At 51.6% G+C, this 22604-nt stretch carries 15 protein-coding genes and 1 pseudogene; 13 read left to right on the top strand and 3 right to left on the bottom strand.

Translation table 11 applies throughout. The features are described from left to right. Positions 1-32: 32 nt before the first annotated feature. The 7 genes from PAEVO_RS09890 to PAEVO_RS09860 all read left to right on the top strand — a co-directional run bounded on the left by PAEVO_RS09890 (position 33) and on the right by PAEVO_RS09860 (position 10129). On the top strand, positions 33-908 hold the full coding sequence (locus tag PAEVO_RS09890) for a carbohydrate ABC transporter permease (RefSeq protein WP_100537387.1): 876 nt from the start codon (positions 33-35) through the stop codon (positions 906-908). A gap of 88 nt (positions 909-996) precedes the next feature. Beyond that, positions 997-2592, top strand: a complete 1596-nt coding sequence (locus tag PAEVO_RS09885) for an extracellular solute-binding protein (RefSeq protein ID WP_100537386.1) — start codon at positions 997-999, stop codon at positions 2590-2592. Positions 2593-2716: 124 nt separating this feature from the next. Beyond that, the gene (locus tag PAEVO_RS09880) at positions 2717-4420 is read left to right on the top strand and encodes a polysaccharide deacetylase family protein (RefSeq protein WP_100537385.1); all 1704 of its coding nucleotides are present in this window, start codon (positions 2717-2719) and stop codon (positions 4418-4420) included. A 23-nt stretch (positions 4421-4443) separates the two neighbouring features. After that, the gene (locus PAEVO_RS09875) at positions 4444-5682 is read left to right on the top strand and encodes a DegT/DnrJ/EryC1/StrS family aminotransferase (protein WP_100537384.1); all 1239 of its coding nucleotides are present in this window, start codon (positions 4444-4446) and stop codon (positions 5680-5682) included. Further along, positions 5675-7570: an NHL repeat-containing protein gene (locus tag PAEVO_RS09870; RefSeq protein WP_243390707.1), complete on the top strand. Its 1896-nt coding sequence runs from the start codon at positions 5675-5677 to the stop codon at positions 7568-7570. The genes PAEVO_RS09875 and PAEVO_RS09870 overlap by 8 nt, the downstream gene beginning before the upstream one ends. Next, positions 7557-8585 carry an alpha/beta hydrolase family protein gene (locus PAEVO_RS09865; protein ID WP_100537382.1) on the top strand — a complete coding sequence of 343 codons (1029 nt, stop codon included), beginning with the start codon at positions 7557-7559 and terminating at the stop codon, positions 8583-8585. Before PAEVO_RS09870 ends, PAEVO_RS09865 begins: the two co-directional genes overlap by 14 nt. Positions 8586-8677: 92 nt before the next feature. Further along, complete coding sequence (locus PAEVO_RS09860) at positions 8678-10129, top strand: extracellular solute-binding protein (protein ID WP_100537381.1); 1452 nt, start codon at positions 8678-8680, stop codon at positions 10127-10129. 141 nt (positions 10130-10270) lie between these two features. Here the strand turns inward: PAEVO_RS09860 and PAEVO_RS09855 are convergent, their stop codons facing one another. Next, positions 10271-11179: a helix-turn-helix transcriptional regulator gene (locus tag PAEVO_RS09855; protein WP_100537380.1), complete on the bottom strand. Its 909-nt coding sequence runs from the start codon at positions 11177-11179 to the stop codon at positions 10271-10273. Positions 11180-11277: 98 nt separating this feature from the next. Here PAEVO_RS09855 and PAEVO_RS09850 point away from each other — a divergent pair, with 98 nt between their 5' ends. Continuing rightward, a complete protein-coding gene (locus tag PAEVO_RS09850; protein ID WP_009595424.1) occupies positions 11278-11742 on the top strand; it encodes a VOC family protein in 465 nt (154 codons plus the stop codon). Positions 11743-11820: 78 nt separating this feature from the next. Continuing rightward, positions 11821-12390, top strand: a complete 570-nt coding sequence (locus tag PAEVO_RS09845; protein ID WP_100537379.1) for a YdeI/OmpD-associated family protein — start codon at positions 11821-11823, stop codon at positions 12388-12390. 74 nt (positions 12391-12464) lie between these two features. On the opposite strand, the gene PAEVO_RS09840 is transcribed toward PAEVO_RS09845, so the two are convergent. After that, positions 12465-12962: an SMI1/KNR4 family protein gene (locus PAEVO_RS09840; protein WP_100537378.1), complete on the bottom strand. Its 498-nt coding sequence runs from the start codon at positions 12960-12962 to the stop codon at positions 12465-12467. A gap of 185 nt (positions 12963-13147) precedes the next feature. Here PAEVO_RS09840 and PAEVO_RS09835 point away from each other — a divergent pair, with 185 nt between their 5' ends. Together PAEVO_RS09835 and PAEVO_RS09830 are read left to right on the top strand one after the other, a co-directional pair. Next, positions 13148-13969, top strand: coding sequence for an isocitrate lyase/PEP mutase family protein (locus tag PAEVO_RS09835; RefSeq protein WP_100537377.1), 822 nt, complete (start codon positions 13148-13150; stop codon positions 13967-13969). Between the two features lie 336 nt (positions 13970-14305). Beyond that, on the top strand, positions 14306-17371 hold the full coding sequence (locus PAEVO_RS09830) for a 3-keto-alpha-glucoside-1,2-lyase-like domain-containing protein (RefSeq protein WP_243390706.1): 3066 nt from the start codon (positions 14306-14308) through the stop codon (positions 17369-17371). A 222-nt stretch (positions 17372-17593) separates the two neighbouring features. Here the strand turns inward: PAEVO_RS09830 and PAEVO_RS09825 are convergent. Continuing rightward, positions 17594-19041, bottom strand: a pseudogene (locus PAEVO_RS09825) (RNA-guided endonuclease InsQ/TnpB family protein). Positions 19042-19216: 175 nt separating this feature from the next. Between PAEVO_RS09825 and PAEVO_RS09820 the strand changes: the two are divergent. Both PAEVO_RS09820 and PAEVO_RS09815 read left to right on the top strand, forming a co-directional pair. Beyond that, entirely contained in the window at positions 19217-20980 is a 1764-nt protein-coding gene (locus PAEVO_RS09820; protein WP_243390705.1) for a cache domain-containing sensor histidine kinase, read from the top strand. Further along, entirely contained in the window at positions 20967-22592 is a 1626-nt protein-coding gene (locus PAEVO_RS09815) for a response regulator (RefSeq protein ID WP_100537374.1), read from the top strand. The genes PAEVO_RS09820 and PAEVO_RS09815 overlap by 14 nt, the downstream gene beginning before the upstream one ends. Positions 22593-22604: the final 12 nt, after the last annotated feature.

The following is a 22604-nucleotide window of genomic DNA, read 5'->3' as shown; positions in this document are numbered from 1 at the left end:
GGCTTCGATTCTTTCTGGGAGGAGATCGACGTATGAAGCAAAAATCCATTGCGGACCGCTTGTTCAGTGGCGTGAATATCAGCCTGCTGCTTGTCATATCCGCAGTCATGCTGTTTCCGTTTGTATATTTGTTCTCGGTTTCATTTTCCTCGTTCGAGGATTTTCTGGGCAGCAAACTGCTGCTCTGGCCGTCCAAATGGACGACCGACGCCTATGAATATATCTGGGCATCCAGGACGTTTCGGCAGGCGCTGCTGAACACGTCGGTGGTTACCGTGCTCGGCACCATCGTCAATCTGTTTTTTACGGCGACGATGGCATACGCCTTGTCCAGGCCGATCGTCGGCCAGCGCACCGTCATGTTTATGATCGTCTTTGCGCTCTTGTTCTCGGCCGGCATGATTCCGACCTATCTGGTCGTCCAGGAAACGGGGCTGCTTGATTCCATCTGGTCGCTTATTTTGCCGGTGGCGATCGCGCCCTTCAACCTGATTGTCATCCGTCAATTTTTCATGAACATACCAAGCGATATGATCGAGGCGGGCATCGTGGACGGCGCGAATGACCTGCAGATTTTCGGACGCATCATCCTGCCGCTCTCGAAGCCTGCGCTGGCGGCATTCAGCCTGTTTTATGCGGTCACGCACTGGAACAACTATTTTGCGCCGATTCTGTACATCAATGATCCGGCCAAATGGACGATCCAGGTCGTGCTGAGACAGATTGTGGTGGTGGGGGAAACGACAGGCACGCTCGGGGGAGATAACATGTTCCTCGAAAATCCGCCGCCTCCCGAAACGATTCAGATGGCCGCCATTCTGATGGCGACCCTGCCGATCCTGATCATGTATCCGTTCCTGCAAAAGCACTTTGCCAAGGGCGTTATGCTGGGCGCCGTCAAGGGTTGATGACTTCGAACGGCCGGATCATGGAGCTGTCCGAATGAATCATAAATGGAGGTCACACTCCAACATTGATATGAATGGGGGAAAGCTCATGTTAAAGAAACGCAGACTTACCGCAGTCATGGCGGCCTTGCTCTCCATCAGCATGGCTGCATGCGGCGGCCAGCCGAAAGCGGAGGAGCAGCCGAAAGCGCCGACTTCGGGAGGGAAGAACCCGTTAGAGGCTAACGAAAAGTTTACGATTACGGCAATCGATTTCCGTTACGGAGATCCGCCGCCGACCTCGAGTCCAGGCATTGACATGATCAACGAAAAATTCAATGTAGACTACAAGCCTGTCTTTGTACCGAATACCGCATTTGATGAGAAAATCAACGCCGTATTTGCATCGGGTCAGATTCCGGATATGATCGGCTTAATGTCGACCGACCTGAAAAATCGCTACAATAAGTTTGCGAAGCAGGGGGCGTTTTTGGATCTCGAGCCGTACATCAACGATTATCCGACCTTGAAGGTTGTGCCCGATTACATATGGGACTCCATGCGGGTAAACGGCAAAATCCATGCGATTCCGCAATATGCCCCGAAGTATCAGGTCGTCACCGTGCTCCGCAAGGACTGGCTTGATAAGCTTGGCATGAAACCACCGACAAATTACGAGGAGCTGAAAGAGGTAGCGCTGGCGTTTACGAACGGAGATCCGGACGGCAACAACAAAAAGGACACATACGGGATCGCCATCGGCCAGGACATTAACCCGAACTTTAACCAGGGACCGTATTGGGACCCGGATGCCTGGTACCATCAGGATGCTCAGGGCAACTACATCCCAGGCATCATTGGCGAAGGCCGCCGGGAGTTCATCACCATGCTGTCCGAGCTTTATAAGCAGGGAGCGATGTCGAAAGACTACGCGGTACTGAACTGGGGAGACACGAACAAGGAGTTTTACTCCGGCAAGGCAGGCATCTTCATCGGAACGCCTCGTGGAATGTCGCAGGATTATATGAACGGTCTGCTGGCGATCCATCCCGAAGCCGAGTTTGTGCATCTGGATCCGTTTATGGACCAATATGGGAACCAGGGACTTATGGCCGGAGCAGGTTATAACGGTCTCACCGTGCTTAGCGCCAAACTTCAAGATGAACCGGAAAAGCTGAAGAAAGTACTGGAGATGATCGATTTCGGACGCAAATTCTACCCGCAGGATCAGAAAAATGAAAAGAATGCCGATTTTGACTGGTATTCAGGCAAAGTCGGTTCAGGTTACGTTATGAAAGACGGCCTGCCTGTCTTCAACGAGAACTTCGGCAGAGACGGTCTTGGCCCATCAACGTATTATGTTGATAATTCCTCCTGGGTACCGCAGGACTCGGACAATGTATATTCCATTACGTATCAGACCAAGCAGCTTGTGGATCTTGTAGCCGCCATCGAGACGATGTACAAGGATATGAAGCTTTATATCAACCCGATCAATGGACTGGAGTCGCCGACCGACAACTCGAAAGGCGCCGAGCTGAGAAAGTATGTCATGGATGAGCAGGTAAAAATGATTGCAGGCACCCGTCCGGTTTCCGATTGGGATAAACTGGTTCAGGAGTATCTGGACAAAGGCGGTGCCCAAATCATCCAGGAATACAACGCGAATATCAAAGAGAAGGATCCGAAGGCCCTGTTTAAGTGAGACTTTTGAAATGCGCCTTATACATGATCTGTAGGACAGCGGGGCAAATCTTTTTGCCCCTGTTCTGCATTGGGATACCTAGCGCCTATGGAAATGCGAGCTGTGGAGGAGGGAGACATGAATCATGAAAAAGACAGCGAAAATCGGTCTGTGGTTTAACAGGCAGTCGGCGGAATACTTCTGGGGACACGGTCAGGACCTGTTTCAGCTTTATGTGGAGGAGGTGCTCGGTCATGCAGGCATTCCTTATGCAAGGTTTGACGATGCCGAATCCCTTGAGTCTTATGAACCCGATATCATCGTCGTACTGCACCCGGGAGAGAAGGAAGAGGATCTGAACCGACTGGAGCAGTGGGCCCGCCGAGGAGCGACACTCATCAGTTACGGCGGATTGAACCGCATGGCCGGCCGGCTGGGCTGTAGCCGCTTTGCCATCCGGGAAGCGGTGTATGGGGACCTGTCAGGGTTAAGCTATGCGCAAGGCATACCGGTTCTAAGGGCGGTATGCAGCGATCCGTGGATGGTGTCAGAGAAATCCGTCATCCCGGTTCAAGCGGATGGCGTTCTGCGCCGGCTCCGTAAAGCTGGTGCAGAGTCAGCCGCAGCCGTTCTGGAGTTTCCGCTAGGTGCAGGCCGGCTGATCCGCTGGAATTTGGACATCCCCGCGAATATCGTTATGCTGCAGCAGGGCAGCGGCCCGGTCGTCCAGGACGGCATCCCTGCACCGGACGGTACGGGAGCGGTGGACGAAGGCATTTTGAAGGCCGATGACCGGTGTGAGCTGGATTGGAATGAGGACCGCTCGGTGACGGAGACCGGGATGCCATACTTTGATACGCCGTATGCAGACTGGTGGCGCGAGGTGATGGTCCGCCAGCTGATGGAGGAAGCGGATGCGCAGGGAATAACACTTCCGTTTCTGGACTATTGGCCGGAAGGCGTCAATCAGGTGGCCATGATCTCGCACGACAGCGACTTCAACATGGAGGAGGCGGCCCGAACGACCCTGAGCGTGCTTCAGGATAACGGCGTCCGCTCGACCTGGTGCATGATCGAACCGGGCTATTCCCCGTCGCTCTACAAAGAAATTCAGGCTGCCGGACATGAGCTGGCATTTCACTATAATGCTTTGGAGCAGGAGAAGGGGATATGGAGCGCCGAGGAATTTGCCCGTCAACTGAACGTAATCCGGAGCACCAGCGGCGCGCCGATCATTTCGAACAAGAACCACTATACCCGCTTTGAGGGCTGGGGAGAGCTCTATGTATGGTGCGAGCAGAACGGCATCGAAGCGGATCAAACTAGAGGGCCGAGCAAAAAAGGAAATGTCGGCTTTCCGTTCGGTACCAGCCATCCGTATTACCCGATCGCTCGTTCGGATGACCGCAACCGGCTATACCGGGTGCTGCAGATCGGCTTTCTGACCCAGGACCTGGAGCATCCCACGCTTTCGGATGCGTCGGTGATTGCCCCGTTTCTCGAAAAGGTGGCGGAAGTCCGCGGCGTCGCCCATTTTCTGTTTCACCAGCAGCACATCCATCATCTAGGGAACGTCCGGCATGCGTTTTCGCTAGCGGTCGAAACCGCGAAGGGGCTCGGTTATGCGTTCTGGACGAGCGAGGAGATCACCCGCTGGGAGCAGGCCAGACGAGCTGCGGTGCTCCGGGTAGGCGCAGACGGTACCCTCATCACCGAGAATCTTCCGCAGGGAGCGGTAGTGCGCCAGCCGTCGGATGCAAAGGTGGAGCGGTCAGCTTCGCAGGCGGTCATGCGCTTTGGGCGGCCGTGTGCAGAAGCGGCGAGCATTATGAAAACAGCAGCCGAATAACGACAATGAGGAGGAATCAGACAGTGGCACCGTTAGCGATTCATGGGGGGACGCCGGTCAAGACCGGTCCTTTTGGCACAGGCAAAAGATTCGGGGAAGAGGAGGCCGCGCAGCTGCTTGAAGCGCTGGAGCAGAACACGCTCTTTTATCATTTCGGCACGAAGGTTAAACAGTTTTTGGCCGATTTCAATGCGATGTACGGCCGGGAATACAGTGTAGCGACATCCTCCGGCACCGCGGCGATTCATGTCGCGCTGGGTGCGGCTGGCGTCTCCGTAGGGGATGAGGTCATTACAAGCCCGATTACGGACCAGGGAACGCTGATCGGCATTCTGTACCAGAATGCGATTCCCGTGTTTGCCGATCTGGAGCCGTACACTTACAATCTGGATCCGGCCTCGGTCGAAGCCTGCGTTACGCCAAGAACGAAAGCGATCCTTGTCGTCCATCTGGCGGGATATCCGTGCGATATGGACCCGATCATGGAGGTCGCGAGAAAGCACGGCATCAAGGTTATTGAGGATTGCGCACAGGCCTATCTGACCAGGTACAAGGGCAGGCTGGCCGGCACCATCGGCGATTATGGCTGTTTCAGCACGAACGATTTCAAGCATATCTCCACCGGGGACGGGGGCATGGTGCTGATCAATTCGGGAAAGCGCGAGGATTACGAAACCGCTCACGCCTTTGCGGACAAAAACTACCGCCGTCTCGGAACCACGGTTGACCGGGGAACCAGCTATATTGCACCGAATTACCGGATGACCGAGCTGCAGGGAGCCGTCGGAATCGCCCAGCTCAAGAAACTGCCCTGGATTTGCGGGCGGCGTCAGCAATACGGCGACCGGCTCAATGAAGGATTGCAGGGAATCCAGGGCGTCATTCCGCCGCAGGTCGACCCGGAGCATGACTGTACATACTGGTTCTACATGCTGCGACTTGACTTGGATAAGCTGACCTGCAGCCGTGAAGAGTTCTGCAGGGCGCTGGAGGCAGAGGGAATCCCCAACCGTGCCGGCTATATCCCGCAGGTATGCTATTTGCAGCCGCTGTTCCAGAACCGGCAGGCTTATCCGGGGAGCCATTTTCCGTTTGACGGCAGCAGCGTCTCTTATGAGCCTGGCCGTTGTCCTGTCGCGGAGGCGATATTAGACACGGCGGTGCAGATTCCGATGAACGAATTCTACACGCCCGAGGATATTGAGCATATCATTCAGGCGGTTGCCAAGGTAGGCGCTTATTATGCGAAAAGCGATGAATAATACGGAAGAAGTGAACGACAGCAAGGCAACGGGGACGATGGGGGTTTTTGAGCGGATCGGCGTACCCGTTGATGTCGACGAGAGCAGATCCGCGGCGGTGTGCCGGAGAGCCGACGGGACCGAGCGCATCGTAATCGCAGCCCGGGGATATGTGCTGATCGCGGATCCGGGAACAGGAAACAGCACCCAGCTTTATTTTCCAGGGGGCGAGGGCCAGTACCCGTTTGCGTCGATCAGTGATTCCCGAGGATGGTTCTATACGGGAGCAGGCCGCTATTTTTACGTTATCGATCCGTTCACCCCGGCTTTTGTCGGGCAGCACCGGGTACCTGAAGGGGAAGAGGGAGCCGGCTTTGCATTTGCCGTGGATGGAGATGGTTGGGTCTACGCTACAACTTACCCGGGAAGCTATCTGATGGAGCTCGATGCTTCGTCAAACTCCTCGCGAACCTTATGCAGGCTGGATGCCGAGAGGAAGTATGCCATGACGCTCGCCTGCGGAAGCGGGGGAAAGGTCTATGCAGGACTGGGCACGTCGTCGCCGGCCATCACCTGTTTTCATGAGGAGACCGGAGAGCTTGAGATAATACTGGAGGGAGCGCCGGGTACGACAGGCAGCGCTGCCGTTCACCAAGGCTGCGACGGCGCCGTTTACGGCTGGCTGCCATCCGGGGAGAACGGAGACGGCGTATGGCACCGGCTGAGCGAGCAGGGGGCAGAGCAGGTGTCGGCGGAGGAGGTCAACCCGTCCCTGTATAAGGGGGCAGGTTACAACAAGCTGCATCTGGACCTTGACGCCGGTCGAGTGCTGCTGAAATGGCAGCTGTCCGACAGGCAGATCGAAATCATGGAAGCGGACGAAAGCCTGAGCCGGCTACCGCTTACCTACAAGGGTGGCGGAACACCGCTCTCCCCGCTGTTCGGCGGTCCGGACGGCATTCTATACGGCACTTCCAATCACCCGCTTCATCTGTTCACATACGATACCGCAGCTGGACATCTGACCGATTGGGGCGGCGATATCGTGGAGCGGGGAGGCGGCGGTAATATTGCCGCTTATGCAGCTCAAGGCAGCATCATCGTGGGTGCGGCTTATGCCGGCGGCATGGTCCATTTGCTGGACACGGCGAAAGAATGGTGTACGGATCCAGGACCCCATCGGAATCCCCGCCTGATCTATGAAAATGCTGCTGTCCACAGGCCGAGATGCGCAGCCGCGCATCCGGACGGCCGCCATGTGTTGTACGGCGGCTTTCCCGGTTATGGTACGGCAGGCGGAGGGCTCGGCATCGTGGATGTGCTGGCCGGGCAGGTGGAGATGCTGGAGAACCGGGATATTATCAGCGAGCAGAGTACGATTTCAATTGCAGTGCTCCCGGATGGCAGGGTATTCGGCGGCACCAGCATCGAGACGCCCGGCGGCGGGATCAGCACGGCGGAGGAAGCGGTGATGTATGAGCTGAATTGGCCTGCCCGACAAGTGATTCGGCGCTGGGTGCCGGTTCCGGGTGCCAGGGAAATCGCTCAGCTGATTTCCGGGCCAAACGGTCTTCTCTATGGCTTGACCTCGGAATCGGTGTTCTTTGTTTATGATGCGGGACTGCAAAAGGTCATTCATTGCGGCGATCTTTCTTCCTGGGGCGGTATCGTCCGGCAGGGACTGCTCATGATAGAGCGAAAGGGGCATCCATTCCTTCTGGGTCTGCTGAGCCGGGCTATGTTCACCGTAAATACGGCGAGCATGCAGCCGGAACTGCTGGAAGTGCTTCCGGTCGAAGCGACCAGCGGAATCGCCTGCATTAACGGAGACGTGTATTTCGGTTCCGGTGCTGAGCTGTGGCGGTATCGGATGGAAGAGGAGGGCGATTACTTTTATGATTCGGTTTAATGGGGAATTTGTGCCGCTGTTAGAGGGAATCCATACTCTTGAGGCCTGGAGGGAGAAGGAGTCCAGGCTGAGAGCACGATGGCTGCAGCTGCTGGGGGAGCCCCCGGAGCCGGTTGATTATAGGCCGAGAGCCGTCGCAGACAGCGGGGGCTTCCGGGTGCTTTCTGTGCATGAGGAAGAAGATCACATAAGACAGGCGATCATGTACGAATCACCGGACGGGGATTCGATCTCTGCTTATCTGTTGCTCCCTTCGGGAAAGCCTGCTGAAGGAGGATATCCAGCTGTACTTGCCCTTCACCCGACAACCGAGAATGGAAAGGACGATGTAAGTCTGGCTTCCGGAAGGGCGAACCGGCGATACGGACTAGAGCTGGTACAGCGCGGTTTTGCCGTGCTGGCTCCGGACTCCATCACGTTCGGCGCCCGAATCTATCCAGGAGAAGCGCCGTTTCAAACGGCTCCGTTCTATCAACGGCACCCTGCGTGGACCGCAGTCGGCAAAATGCTCTCCGATCACATGGTAGGGGTCGACGTGCTGACTTCGCTGCCGCAGGTAAATCCACGCCGGATCGGCGTTATCGGTCACTCGCTGGGCGGCTATAACGGCTGGTTTCTAGCCGGAATGGATAAACGCATCAAGGCCGTCGTCTCGAGCTGCGGATTTACGATGTTTCGCGGCGATCCGGAGCCGAACCGCTGGGGCCTTCGGGAATGGTTTTCCCATATCCCTTCCATTACGGACAGTCTGAACAACGGCTCTCTTCCGTTTGAGTGGCATGAAATCGCGGCGCTTGCGGCTCCGGTGCCGATGTTGATGTGGTGCGGAACGCGAGACCCGATTTTTCCGAACTGGAGGGAGATAGCCTCGGGACTGGGGGAACTGGATGGTTTGTATGAGTTTCTGGGAGCTTCATCTGCTTTCGAGAGCTGGATGGGTCATGAAGGGCACGATTTTCCGCCGGATATCCGGCAGCGAGCCTACGCTTTTCTTGAAAAACAGCTTGCGAAGTAAAATATAACCGCGTTCTTTATCCGGAGTGCATGGAATCCTGATGTCCCTCATGATATACTGAATGTTATAGACATGTATAGGAGCGGTATATATTGTTGCGTAGAAGAAATGAATTTCATGAGCGTTATGAACGCTTTATTCAGGAATTAAGGAATGAAATCGTTGCCGGTGTTCTTCAGCCGGGTGAATTTATTTTGCCGGAAAATACGCTTAGCCAGAAATATGAAATGAGCCGGGTATCGATCCGGAAGGCGCTGGATGAGCTGGTGAACGAAGGATTGATCGAGAAAATCGCGGGCAAGGGCAACCGGGTGAAGGTGCCGGATGAGGACAGAACGCCTGTCGTGCTGAGACTCGCCTGGTTCTCTTCCTCCTATGAGATTCCGATTATCGAAAAAATGATCGAGGCGTTCGAGCGGAAGCATCCGTTCGTTCAGGTGGAGATGGTGCTGTACTCCGAGGATTTCTACACCGAAACCATCATCCGTTCCATGGAGGACGGTCAAGGGCCAGATCTGTTTATCATGTCGGATCAGCATTTCCGGGAATGGGCCGAAAGCGGGCGCACGAATCTGCTGACAGGATATGTTCCTCCCCGTCTCATGGAGGAAGGAGTAAGCTATCCGCAGGTCTTCGAGCTGTTCAATCATGAAGGCGGCATGCTCGCGGCGCCGTTTGTGTTCTCTCCGGTAGTCATCTGCTATAACCGTTCGATCTTCCGTCAGCACGGACTGACTCACCCTGTCAGTCTTGGCGACTGGCAGGAGCTGCTGGAGGCGGCCAAAGCCTGCACATCGGCCCCGAACGAAGACGGAATGACCGATCATTACGGCTTCTGCTTCTCTTCGTCCCCCAACCGCTGGCCGGTCTTTCTGCTTCAAAATGAAGGCAGCATCATGGCTGCAGACCGCAGCCGGAGCACGATGGCGGACGAGCGGAACATCGAAGCGCTGGAGTATTGCGTATCGCTGATGTACAAGGAGCATGTGTCGCCGATCTTTTCCCATGGCAGCAGCCATTTAGCCGAAAGCCTGTTTATGAAGGAACGGGTCGCGATGATCATGTCCACTTATTATTTCATGAATGAATTCCGCGACCATTCCATCGACTGGGATGTGATGACCTTGCCGAAAGAGGCTAAACCCGCCACTATACTGTTAGGTGGGGGTCTGTCGATCAACGCTGCGAGCAGTCATCGGAATATCGCCGAAAAACTCGTGGATTTTATGACAGACGAGGAAGCTCAGAAACTGCTTAAACAGTACGGATGCACCATTCCGGTGTTGCGGTCCGTGGCCGAGGATGACAGCCTGCTGAATCCGGACATTCATCCGCAGCACTATAACCGTTATCTCGAGGTGCTGCCGCATGCTTATCCGCTGCATATCCTCAACATGAACCAATCAGAAATATTGACGCTGCTGGATGAACTGAATCTGTTGTGGGCTGGCATGGAGACCCCGGCGGATACCTGCACCCGGATCGAGCAGCTCTTCAACTCCCAGCTGGGCTTGAAGGGCGCCGATACCGGAATGGAGAAGTGATGAATCGGTAAGAAAAGCACCTTCAGGAGAACGTTGCTATGTCGTAAGATATGGAGGCGGTCTTGAAGGTGTTTTTGTGTTGGGAGCAAGAGTCAGCTATCTGTTAGAAGACGCTAACATGTTAATGTAAAAAGGGACCTTTTAAGAATATTTCTCGACCATTTTAAGCAAATAATTGCGAAAATCCGCCACGTATGATTTAGGTTCAACGATTTCTAAATTTGTACCGAAACTTGCTAAAAATTGAAATCCAAAAGGGTCTTGAGGAATATGGATGGTAGCCAGGAAATATTCAGAACTATAGCTTTCAATACTCTTTCGACCGTACCTTTCAATAAACTGATCTTTTATGCCGGGCGCAATTAACGCTTTAATGGTGACGAGTTGCGGCTGATAACTGGCTGCGCCTTGTTCTAATGCATAATCTCTCGGGTTAAAGGTTTCTTCATTCATTTTTAGATTATCGATCCTGGATAATTTAAATGTTCTATAGCTCTGACGATGTAAACAGAATCCCTTCAAGTACCAACTCGTTTCGCTATAATGAAGCTGATACGGCTCGACGATACGATTCGTTATCATGCCATTTTTATCAATATAATCAAATGAAATTAACTTTTTCCCTATGATCGATTCTTGGCATGTCTTTAAGGTTTGAAGAATTTCGGACCGACCCTCCCAATCATAAAATGATAGACGGACTGAACCTTTCAGTGACATGGGGTGAACCATGGCCTCCATTTTTTTAATCGTGATTTCAACTTCCTCGCTAATTAGAATTTGTTCCAATCCGCCGAGGGCAGTCAGTATATTTTCTAAGTCGGAGCTGTTTAAAAGTCGCTTATCCACCTTGTATTCATCCATAATACCGTATCCGCCATGAATTCCATGAACAGAATAGATGGGAATGTTGGATAAGCTCAGTGTTTCCATATCGCGAAGAATCGTTCTCTTGGAAACGTTGAATAATTGTGCGAATTCTTTTGTTGAAACGATATCTTTTTTCAGCAATATCATGATAATGGATATTAATCTCTCAACCTTCTCCATAACGGCCCCTCTTTTGGTGCAAATTTTTAAATGGTGACATGCGTCTGTCACCACTAATAAATTATACTTCATCTATCAAAAGAAGGAGGTACAACTTTATGTCAGCCATTGCCTATTTGAACTTTGATGGAATCGCCGAAGAAGCGATTGAATTTTATTCGGAGGCTCTACATGCGAACGAGGTAAAAAAAGTGAAATTTAAGGATTTTCCGCAGGATCCAAACTATCCATTGCCAGAACATGAATTAAATATGATCATGGAGTCTTCGGTAGAATTTGCAGGCGGGAAAATCATGATGTCGGATATTTTGCCTTCCATGAAGGCGGTAACGGGTGAGTTGATGAGAGGAAATAACGTACTTATTAGTGTAGTCATGGATGATAAACAAACATTGGAAGACTACTTTTACCGATTGTCTGTTGGCGGTCATGTTGTGATGCCGTTATCCAATACCCCTTGGTCTTCGTGCTTTGGAATGCTGGTTGATCAGTTCGGAGTTGCCTGGAAATTTAATCGTGACGCAGATCGGTTTCTGGATAAAGTCATTTCAAACAAACAGTAACGCATTCAAAACATGGCCTTCCAATGAAAGGCCATGTTTTGATATTCTCTTTAGAAAGGAGGAGGATGGGTTTTAGCTATGATAATCGAGCATGTCATTCCAGCAAAAACAAGAGAGGATTTAAGGCTTTGGCTGCAGAACCATGGCACGACCGAGAAGTCTTGCTGGGTCTTGGTTAGTATGACGCCAACCCCTGATATGTTGTTATATTTGGACGTCGTTGAGGAGGCCTTATGCTTTGGATGGATTGATGGCATTAAAAAGAAAATGTACGAAACCGAGTTGGCCCAGAGACTGTCTCCTAGAACTAAAAAAAGCTCATGGACTGAATTGAATAAAGAACGTGTCCGCCGCCTCGAAAAGTTGGGGCTCATGAGTGACGAAGGCAGGAGGGTTCTTCCTGACATGGATCCTGCTTCTTTCAGAATAGATGAGGTCATAGAACAAAGGCTAAAAGAGGAAAAGCAAGTATATGAGAATTTCATGGCATTTCCGGATCTTTATAAAAGAGTTCGGATCGACACGATACAAAGCTATAAGAATCAGCCGGAATTATTTAAGAGCAGATTAGACAAATTCATAACCAACACGAGAGAAAACAAAATGTACGGTCAATGGAACGATCATGGCCGTCTACTTGAATATTAATACTCCCTGGGTCGAAGGCCAACAACCTTAGTCTGGTTGAGTACCGAACTAAGGTTGTATGCATTGCCTATTTATCATTGGAACTCTATAGTTTTCGACATAATCAATTCCAAAAACCCTTCTAGATTATGGGACGCTTTTTCAACTTCTTCAAATTCAGGTTCATATCCGCGCACGATAGCACCAACGTCATTGGTTAAATCAATCGCATAGAAGGAATACCCACCATCGACTGATATCACGATCGGCAGGTAAGAATCCCACCACGCAGTTATTTCTGATTTCCATAGTTCATCGCCCATTGCTGCCTCCAAACTGAGCATTTCAAATTCATTCCATTTAATTTCAGTATCGGAGCGATTATTGTATTCATCCTCGCAAAGAAACCAGGACTTCTCATCAGGTGTGATGCATCGTTTTACAACACTTAAAAATTCCAAATAATCATTAGGAATTTCCTTATATCTTGATAACAAGCTGCCAGCTAAATGTAACTGATGATCCTCATTCTTAGTTATCGTCCAACCGTTTTCTTCTGCCCAAATCATAAATTCATTTATTTTGTCATTCATGGTCTACCTTCTCCCACCGTATTCACTCCAATTTCTTATAGGCTCTGATTATTATTCTAGTCAGACATTTCCATATCCTTCTGGAACTCCAAAGTCATTCCATATTTCGATAGGTATCGAATAGTACTCGGTTTATACTATATACAAAAGTACGCCAGTCGAAAATAGATGGGGAGAGGTATGGTATGGACATGACAAAACAGCTTGAAAAGCTTGCCGCCTTTAAAAAAATGCACTCTAAGTTCTTTATTTTGCCCAATGCATGGGATGCTGCGAGCGCGAACACTTTCGAGAAGTGCGGCTTCAAGGCAATCGGCACGACAAGTGCCGGCATAGCGGTTTCCCATGGGTATGCGGATCGGAATATGCCCTTCGATCGGATGCTGGATACGGTCCGCAGGATCGTGCAAACCGTGGATATTCCGGTTACCGTGGATATGGAAGACGGGTATGGACAAACACCTGATGAAGTCGCCGAGTCGGTTAAGCAGGTGATCAAGGCAGGCGCAACGGGGATTAACGTTGAAGACAGCGGCATGGATCGGCAAGCGCCGCTGCATGACATTTTGCTCCAGCAAAACAAATTAGCCGTGATCCGGGCGCTGGGGAATGCCATGGGTTATCCTCTCTTTATCAATGCCAGGATCGATGCTTACTGGATCAAGTCTATGCCGCCTGCTGGGAGGCTTGAAGAGACGATCAAGCGGGCCCATGCCTACCAGGAAGCCGGGGCAGATTGTATTTTTGTTCCCGGAATCCAGGAAATCTCCGACATCCAGACACTGCGCCATGAAATCAGCTGTCCGATCAATGTATTGGCCGGACCGGGAATGCCTTCCGCAAAGGAACTTGAAGCGCTAGGGATTCAGCGCATCAGCACCGGCTCAGGACCTTTTCGCGCCGCAATATCGCTGCTATATCGCATGGGCCAAGAAATGTTGGAGAAGGGAACTTTTGAGCACATGACTTCGAGAGTCCTTTCTTACGACGATTTATCGGAAAAGTAGCCTTGGTGCAATCAATGGAGATAGCGTCTGCGTAGATCTTCATTCCCGCAACGAAATGGCTGTCAGTGCATCGGCAGGTGAGAACAGTTAAAATGTGTCCCTGGAGAGTGGGCTTGCCCCACTCCTTTTTTAATGTGCAGGGAATATAATCCATGGTGACAGAGAAAAGTTTGGATGGAGGGGGGAGTGAACGTCAGAGAGCGGGCTGCTTGCTTCCGATAAAATGTTAGCGCATTCAGAAAAAACCAAGCAAGAATACAACCGGGAGAACAGAAGCTGCGCTGCCTTATTATCGTGGGGCAGATGAATAATCTTGAGGAGGTATTTATGCTTACCATGACAAGAAAAGCAGTTAGTCTGTTGGTAGTGCTTGCCGTAATAATCACAGGATTCTCACCCCGAGCTGCGGATGCTGTAGAAATCGATAGCTATTCAATTTATTCAATGGATATGACGGATGCCGCTGATCCGGCATCTTTGGGACAGACCGCCGCTGCTCCGGCCACGATACAAAATTACCCGATGCCATCCATCTATACCGCATCCAGCGTGTTTTCGTTGAAAGCGAATAACGAAGCGATTCCTGTAATCAGTTATCTGGCTGATTATGATTATGCTCAATTTTCTTTTTCCGGCACGGTCCGTATCGAAGTTACAAACAATGTGCCGATTACATCATACTCCATCAGTCCTCAGGCTAAAAATATCGAAGGCACGGTCAACGGGAACAAGCTAACGTTCTATCTTTCATCCTCAACCTATGTCATCGTGAAAATCAATGACCAGAGGAAGAAGATTGTTATCGCAGCAGATCCCTTGGAGACGGATATTCCCCCGTCCACAGGTGCCGGGATTTATAATGTGACACAGTCGCCATACCATGCGGATAACACGGGTACATCGCTGGCATCGGGTCCGATTCAGCAGGCGATCGATGACGCCCATCAAGCCGGCGGCGGCGTTGTATTCATACCGGCCGGTGTTTATAAGAGCGGGAACCTGACATTAAAAAGCAACGTAACCTTTTACCTGGCCGGCGGCGCCGTCATTGTCGGCACGGGCAAGGGGGAAGACTACGTGATTGATTTTCGCAAGGATTCACGAAACGCGGATGGAACGTATTTTATTCGCACTGCCGTAGATTCCACCAATATTACGATACGGGGACGGGGAACCATTGATGGAAAAGGCATTGCGATGCGAGAGCGAAAGATGCCGGCGCCGAATAAGAATGAAGGGTTCCTCAATAACCTGCTCGTTCCGATCGCAACATCCAATTTTACTTTCGACGGACTAATATTGCGGGATGGCGGTTTCTGGTCGTTTATGGTGGTTCGTTCCGACAATGTGACCATAAACAATCTTAAGGGATTCCAGGATTTATACAAAATCGAGAATGACGTTATCGATATCAATGAGAGTCAGAACGTGCTTGTTCAGCATTCGATTGCCATATCGGATGATGACACGTATTCCACTAAAACCTGGCTGCAGACGGGGATGTCCAAAGACTGGCCGGGCGAGCTTGAACATTTGGAGAATGTTGTCTTTGATGACGCTTTTGCATGGACAAGATGCGCGGCTTTCAAGATTGGCATGGGTGTAGCCCAGCCGCAAATCGGCGTAACCATCCGAAATTCGTATGTCTATCAAAGCGCCCGAGCATTGCTTATTGATCATGGATACCAACTGAATACACTCCCGGAGGAAGGTTACGCCCAAAATATTACGTTTGAGAATATCGACATCGAACGCGTCGGTATCAATCAATTCGGGAACTATTGGCTTGGAGTGTCTACCAGCACTTCCGGCGATGTAAGCAATGTTGTAGTCAAGAACATTAATGTTCGCGAGACCGGCACCCAGAAATCCAGAATTTCCGGGAATGCCACGAAAGGCGGAAGGGTTAACGGGGTCACGTTCACGGATGTTTATGTTGGAGGCAAACTTGCAACAACCCTGGACGACTTGAATGTTACCGTCAATAACAATGTAAATGGTATCGTTTTTGCCAATTCCAAACCTCCGCTATTCAGCGACAATTTCGAAGACGGAAATACGGCGGGTTGGACGTCGATGTCAGGCGGTTGGACCGTCCCGAAAGTCGGCACGAATCACGTGCTGTCCAGCGGAAATCAGACAACCACCTCCCTGATTACCGCTAATAGCGGGGGTTCATGGACGGATTACGTTTATGAAGCCAGATTAAGAATGCCCATCACCAATGCCAACGCGGGCATGGTCTTCAGGGTGCAGGATGCAAACAATTATTATATGTATCGCATTCATTCATCGAATCAACAGCTGGAGTTGTTCAAATCCGTAAATGGACAGCTGACGCTTGTAAACAGTATGCCGTTCACGGCCATTGAGAAACAGTGGTATAAGGTTAAGGCGGTTATACAAGGGAACACGATTTCCTGTTACGTGGATGGAGAATTAAAGATGGAATGGACCAATCCTGTAACCGAATTGACAGCTGGGGGGATCGGATTCCGGACCACCTCGGCGGGCGTCCATTTTGACGATGCCGTGGTTAGTCTCCTCAATAAAGCGCCTGAGGAGATTGCCCTTTCACACAACAGTGTTGTTGAAAACACGACGGCGGGAGGCATGGTCGGAACCTTTTCCACCAGCGACCCTGATGCGGAAGAAACATTTTCTTATATGCTGATAGCAGGTTCAGGGGATGAGGACAACGGCAGCTTCACCATTTCGGACAATAAGTTGTTCCTAGCCGTAACGCCTGATTACGAAGCCAAGGACAGCTACAGCATCCGGGTGAGGAGCACAGATTCAGGAGGACTGTACGTTGAGAAGAACTTTACGATCCATGTCACGGACGTGAATGAACCTCCCGTGAATCCGGATCCTACGGTCATTGTATTCAGCGACGATTTCGAAGATGGAAATGCCGGAGGATGGACGTCTGCTTCAGGTTCTTGGGATGTAATAACTGACGGCACAAATGCCTTGATTCAGAATCAAGCTGCCACTGCAGTCATTGCTGCCGGCGATTCGTGGACGGATTATACGTATGAGGCCAAAGCGAAAATGCCCATCACCAATGCCAACGCAGGCATTCTCTTCAGGGTACAGGATGCGGGTAATTTCTATATGTTCCGAATCCATTCCGCAGCCCAAAAGCTGGAGTTGTACAAATCCGTGGACAACGTCATGACCCTTGTATCCAGTACCCCGTTTACAGCTCAGGCGAACCAGTGGTATACGATGAAGGCTTCTATTGAAGGGAACGCAATAAAAGGTTATGTGGATGGAGTATTAAAAGTGGAATGGACCAATCCCGAGACGGAACTGACAGCAGGAAAAATAGGATTTCGGACCACTTCGGCAGGCGTAGCTTTTGATGATGCTGTGGTACTGGCACCTGATTCGATCTAACTTGAAGGCATCCCGTACCGTGTCAATAAAAGCCGATCCACAGGTCGGTCAGCGTTAAGAGGATCATACGAAGGAGCTGCCCCTTACGCCATGATTGGCTGCCAGGGACAGCTTCGTTTTTTTGCATTGTCGTACAGGGGATGCAGTGACATAATCAAAGAATGAATACTCCCGCCACTTACCTAGGCAGTCGCTTCGGTTGAAGTGCGGGTTTCAGATGTCTCAACCTGAAGGTTTCAGGATGCTTAACACCCTTGGAGTTGACACGTTGATGGACTGGTTACCATCCAACCCCTCTATCCCATCCGAAGGCTTAGCAGATACGTTTGGGAATACTTTGCGTATAATGTTGGCTGCTCCGTTCACATCGGCATGAATCACGCCCGCCTGGCTCGCATACAGCCCGCGATAAATCCGCTTGCCGGAGAAGAGATAGGTTCCTCCCTCACCGAAACGCGGCAACGGATCTTTATCCAGGAAGCTCGCTTTTGACGTATAGGCTTCTTCCGTCAGGATCACCGTGATTCCCTTTGCTGCTGCCTTATACTGGATCATCGCAATGAGCTGCTTGTGCGGGAGGTGACAGAACGACTGGTTGTTTCGCCGTCCCATGGCGGATTCTTGTTTCCATCCTGCATTATGACCGATGACGATCGTACCGATCCTCTGCTCTTCGGCCAGTCTGACGATATGATGACTGGCTTTGTGAAACAGGTCTTTGATCAGGCGGTGGCGCTGCAGATGCAATCGTTCCAATCGTTTGGATGTGTGTGCCTTCACGCGGGTTTTTACCCTGACGAAGAATACTCGTGTAGTGCGCTTTCATCTTGTTATAATACTGATTGATCGCTTTGACGATCCTGCCCTTCACGATCACCGGCTGTAAGCCGGTTGTCGTGACCATGGTTGCAAGATTGTCTACACCCAAATCAATCGCCATGATGAAATTAGAATGGCTGACGTCCGGTACTTGTTCCCCCTCTGTGTTCTGCTCTTCCATTGGACACGTGAAGACGAGTTCGATAACATAGTGCCCATGACGAGGTACGACACGCGCCTGCATGAACTTGCCGTCGGTACGCCCTAGCTTGCCGATGTTCAGTCTCAGCTTGGTTCGGGGGAACTTCAGGAACTTTCGGTCTTTGATGACGCAATCTTGATTCGAGAACACCACTTCCTTCACCTTGCTGCGGGCGTAGCCCGGAATCTTCGGCTTGCCGGTAAAGGTCTCCGGATGTTGACGATACGCCTTCATGCTGGCGAAAAAGGCCGCCCAGTTCTGGAAGACGACCTTCAGAATGCCTTGGCTGCTTTGGGCCGGGAGGGAGCGATAATCGGGTTGCTCCATCACTTTGAACAAGGCATCCAAGAAAGAAAGACAGGAAGGGCTGCTCTGGCGAAGGCAACGTAAAGGGCCGGGAACGATTTTTCACGCTTCTTCGCTCGTTCATCGCATCCAGATGTGCGGACAGGGTGTTCATCACTTGTTGTTGCAACGGCTGACAAGCCGATAGCTGTCCCTTTGCGGTAAACACTTGCCGGATATAAAAGTTAGCCGTATTGTACAGGTTTTTTGCACACTGACCCAATGCATCCAGATAGGCGAACAACCGATGCCCCGGCTTGATCCATACTTGATAGGTTCTATACCCGAGTGCTGGAACGGACAAGATTTCACCTCTTTTCACTTCCGGAATACGAATGTATGTTCCTGTTTATTATACCGCTACATTGGAAGAAAAGAAAGAACATCTTGTAGGCCCGGACAAGAAATCGCCGATTCACCTCTCCACTTGCAGAAGTGGGAGTACTCTCGGCATGGGTAGATAGAATTTAACGGAAGGCGTGAAAAGCTTGGAGTACCTCCGCAGGCAATCGTTCCGCAACAAACTCAAGGTCGCTTTTCTGGCCGTCATCGTGCTTTCTGTCCTGATGACCGGAGGGTTGTCTTATTATATCTCGGCTGCCACGCTGGAAAAGAATGCGCTGAAGCTCACGCAGGATACGGTGGTCAGATCCGCGCAGATCGTGGATGAGAAGCTGAACAAACTGATGCTGATTATGATGACGTTTATGATCAGCCAGCCATTCTACGACATGCTGAAGGATGCCGCCTCCGGGGATGCCAGCAGATATTACACGCATCTGAACGATCTTGATAACGTTTTCTCGCAGGCGCGGATCGCCGAACCGCTTATCCAATCGATCTACGTATTTACGCCGATTGGCGAATTTTATCCTTCGTCCATGAACCGCAATCGGCTCACCGAATTCGAGGATACCGTTCTGTATGCGCGCATCGAGCAGGAGAAAAAGAACCTGTGGGTGGAGGGTCATGAGGATATGCTCTTCTCCGGCAAGGAACGCGTCATTTCGCTTATTCTGGAGCCGATCTTTGACACGCCGGTCAGCGGTGTTTATATTGTCGTGAATATCCGTGAGGACGGTTTTCGCAAGCTGGTGCAGGGGAATACCGCGGAAGGGGCGTCCAGCTTCTTGCTGAACGCTGATGGAGAGGCGGTTTACCCCGTGAAGGAACCGCTGGTCAGGCAGGCAGTGGAGACGGGTAATTTGAGTGGCTTGATGAGCCGCTCGGAGGGAAGTCAGCCCTTTGAAATGGATGGCCAGACCTATCTGCTTAATTATGCCCGTCTCGGCATTGCGGATTGGACCATGACCACCATCCGTTCCCGGGCCGACGTGCTTCAGGACATGGTTTTTGTCAAATGGCTGATCGCCGGGGTTACGCTGGCTGCTTTTAGCGTCACCACGTTGATTTCGGGCGCATTTTCACGCTATTTGCTAAAACCGCTGCAAGGGCTGCTGAAGGTGATGAAGCGGGTCGAGAACAACGATCTGACCGCCCGTTTTGAGAGCGGCAGCGGAGATGAACTGGCTCAGGTGGGATTTCGGTTTAACCGGATGCTGGAACAGATTGTGGTGTTGATTGATGAGGTTACGGAAGCGCAGACGCATAAGCGATCTGCAGAGATCAAGGCGCTGTCGGCGCAGATGGACCCGCATTTTCTGTACAACACGCTCAACACCATCTACTGGAAATTGAAATTGAAGCAGATCGAGCCGTCACAGCAAATGGTCATGTCGCTCTCACGTCTGTTCCAACTCGGATTGAACAATGGTCAGGAAATTACGACACTGTTGAAAGAACTGGAGCATGTGCGCCAGTATCTGGAGCTGCAGTTAAGCTGCTATGAAGGCTTATTCTCTTATGAGATCCATGTACGCGAACCGGAGGCGTCATCGCTTTCGATTCCGCGCATCATTTTGCAGCCGCTGGTGGAGAACAGCATTTTGCACGGTTTTCGCGACCTGAAGAACGGCGGCCTAATCGAAATCGAGATTAGCGGGGATGAGAAACGCTGGACGATTGCCGTACGTGATAACGGAAGGGGAATGGACCAGACCCAAGTGCGCGAACTCTTTTTGCAGGAGTCGAAGAAGGGATATGCGGTGTCCAATCTGATCCGGCGGCTCCGGCTCTATTATGGGGACGGTGCGGAATTTCACGTAGACAGTGCGCCGGAGCGCGGAACCGAAATACGGATTTCATTGCCCAAGAAAGGGGATCATTTGGATGAGCAATCCTGAGGCGATCAGTCTCTGCATTATCGACGATATTAAAAGTGTGGTGGACGGACTGACCGCGATGAACTGGGAAGAGCAGGGGATTCGGGTCGCAGGTGTATCGAGCAATGGGGAAGAGGGGCTTACGCTGATCAACGGGCTGCGTCCGGATCTGGTTATTACCGATATCCGAATGCCGATCATGGACGGGTTGAGCATGCTGCGTTTGGTGCTGGAAGAGAACCCCGGCTGCAAGGTCATTCTGATCAGCGGCTATGCCGATTTTGAATATGCGCAGCAGGCGGTACAGCTGGGGGCGTTTGATTTTGTGGTGAAGCCCTTCACAGAAGAAGATATGATGTCGGCTGTGCTGCGAGCCAAAGCAGAGGTTATGGAAGAGAGGTCCAAACGGATAAGTTTGAGGGATATGGAGAACAAGCTTCGCGAGAGCATGCCGGCACTGCGACAGGAATACTTTGCGCTGCTCATAAGCCACCGCACTTCATGGGAAGAGGCCTCGGAACGGTGGGAGTTTCTGAATATTGAGCTGGAGCCGCGCGGATTCGTGGTAATGCTGATTGAAATTGATCGTTTCCGGGAGCAGGTTGCCGAGCAGTCCGTCCAGGAAATGGAGCTGATCCGGTTCTCGCTGTTGAATATTATGCAGGAGACGCTTGCGCATTATGCGCAAAGCGTTCTTTTCCGCGCCCGTCACGACCAGTACCTGGCCGTACTGAACGATACAGGACCGTCCTGTCCGATTGAAATCGCCGAGCAGTGCTGCCGGAATATTGAACGATACACCAAGTTTACGGTCTCGGTCGGGGTCGGCGGCAGGGTGGAGGAGATCAGCGGTCTTCCGGATTCCTATCGCCAGGCTCATCGGGCGCTCTCCCATCACCTGTTTACCGAAGGCAATGCCGCCATTGAGTATGACGATATCCACCAGAGCGGAAGCCAGGAGCCGCTGGCTTTGGAGTACAAGGAAGAGCTCCTGCTGGCCCTTCGTTCCGGAAATGCTGTCCGGACGGACGCGATTCTAACCGCGATTTCGGAAGCGCTGCAGAAACGAATCTCCCGGCAAAATCCGGATTATCTCCTCAGCCTGTACGATGAGCTGGCAGCTTCAGCAATCCGCACGCTTTACGAAATGGTTCCCTATTCGGAGATACAGCCGATGATTCAGAAATTCAGAACGGTACAAGGGACGGCGGGGCTATCGCTGGCCTCTTTGCAGCGTCAACTGCTTGCCTTGTGCACGGAGGGAGCCGAGCTGGTTCGCCGGAACAGCTTATCCGAGGGGCAGAAGGTTATTTATAATGCTATAGGCTATATCAAAGGCCGCTTGTCCGAGGATATTACCGTTGGCGAATGTGCCGCCCATGTGCATCTCAGTGCCAGCTACTTTTCCAGCTTATTCAAGCAGGTGACCGGAATGACGGTCACACAGTATATCACCTCGGAACGCATTCAAAAGGCAAGACTTCTGCTGGTGGAGGGGGCACAGGTGCAGGAGGTGGCCGCGGCGGTAGGGTATGAGGAGCGCAGATATTTCAGCGAGATGTTCAAGAAGATCACCGGCCAGACACCGTCGGAATTCAGGGCGGGCTATCACATGGACCGGCCAGAGGCGTGAGGTGCCGGCTGC

It is taken from the genome of Paenibacillus sp. GM2FR, assembly GCF_002803325.1.
In the GTDB taxonomy this organism is placed as follows: Bacteria; Bacillota; Bacilli; order Paenibacillales; family Paenibacillaceae; genus Paenibacillus_AQ; species Paenibacillus_AQ lautus.
This window is presented reverse-complemented; position numbering and strand designations above follow the sequence as displayed.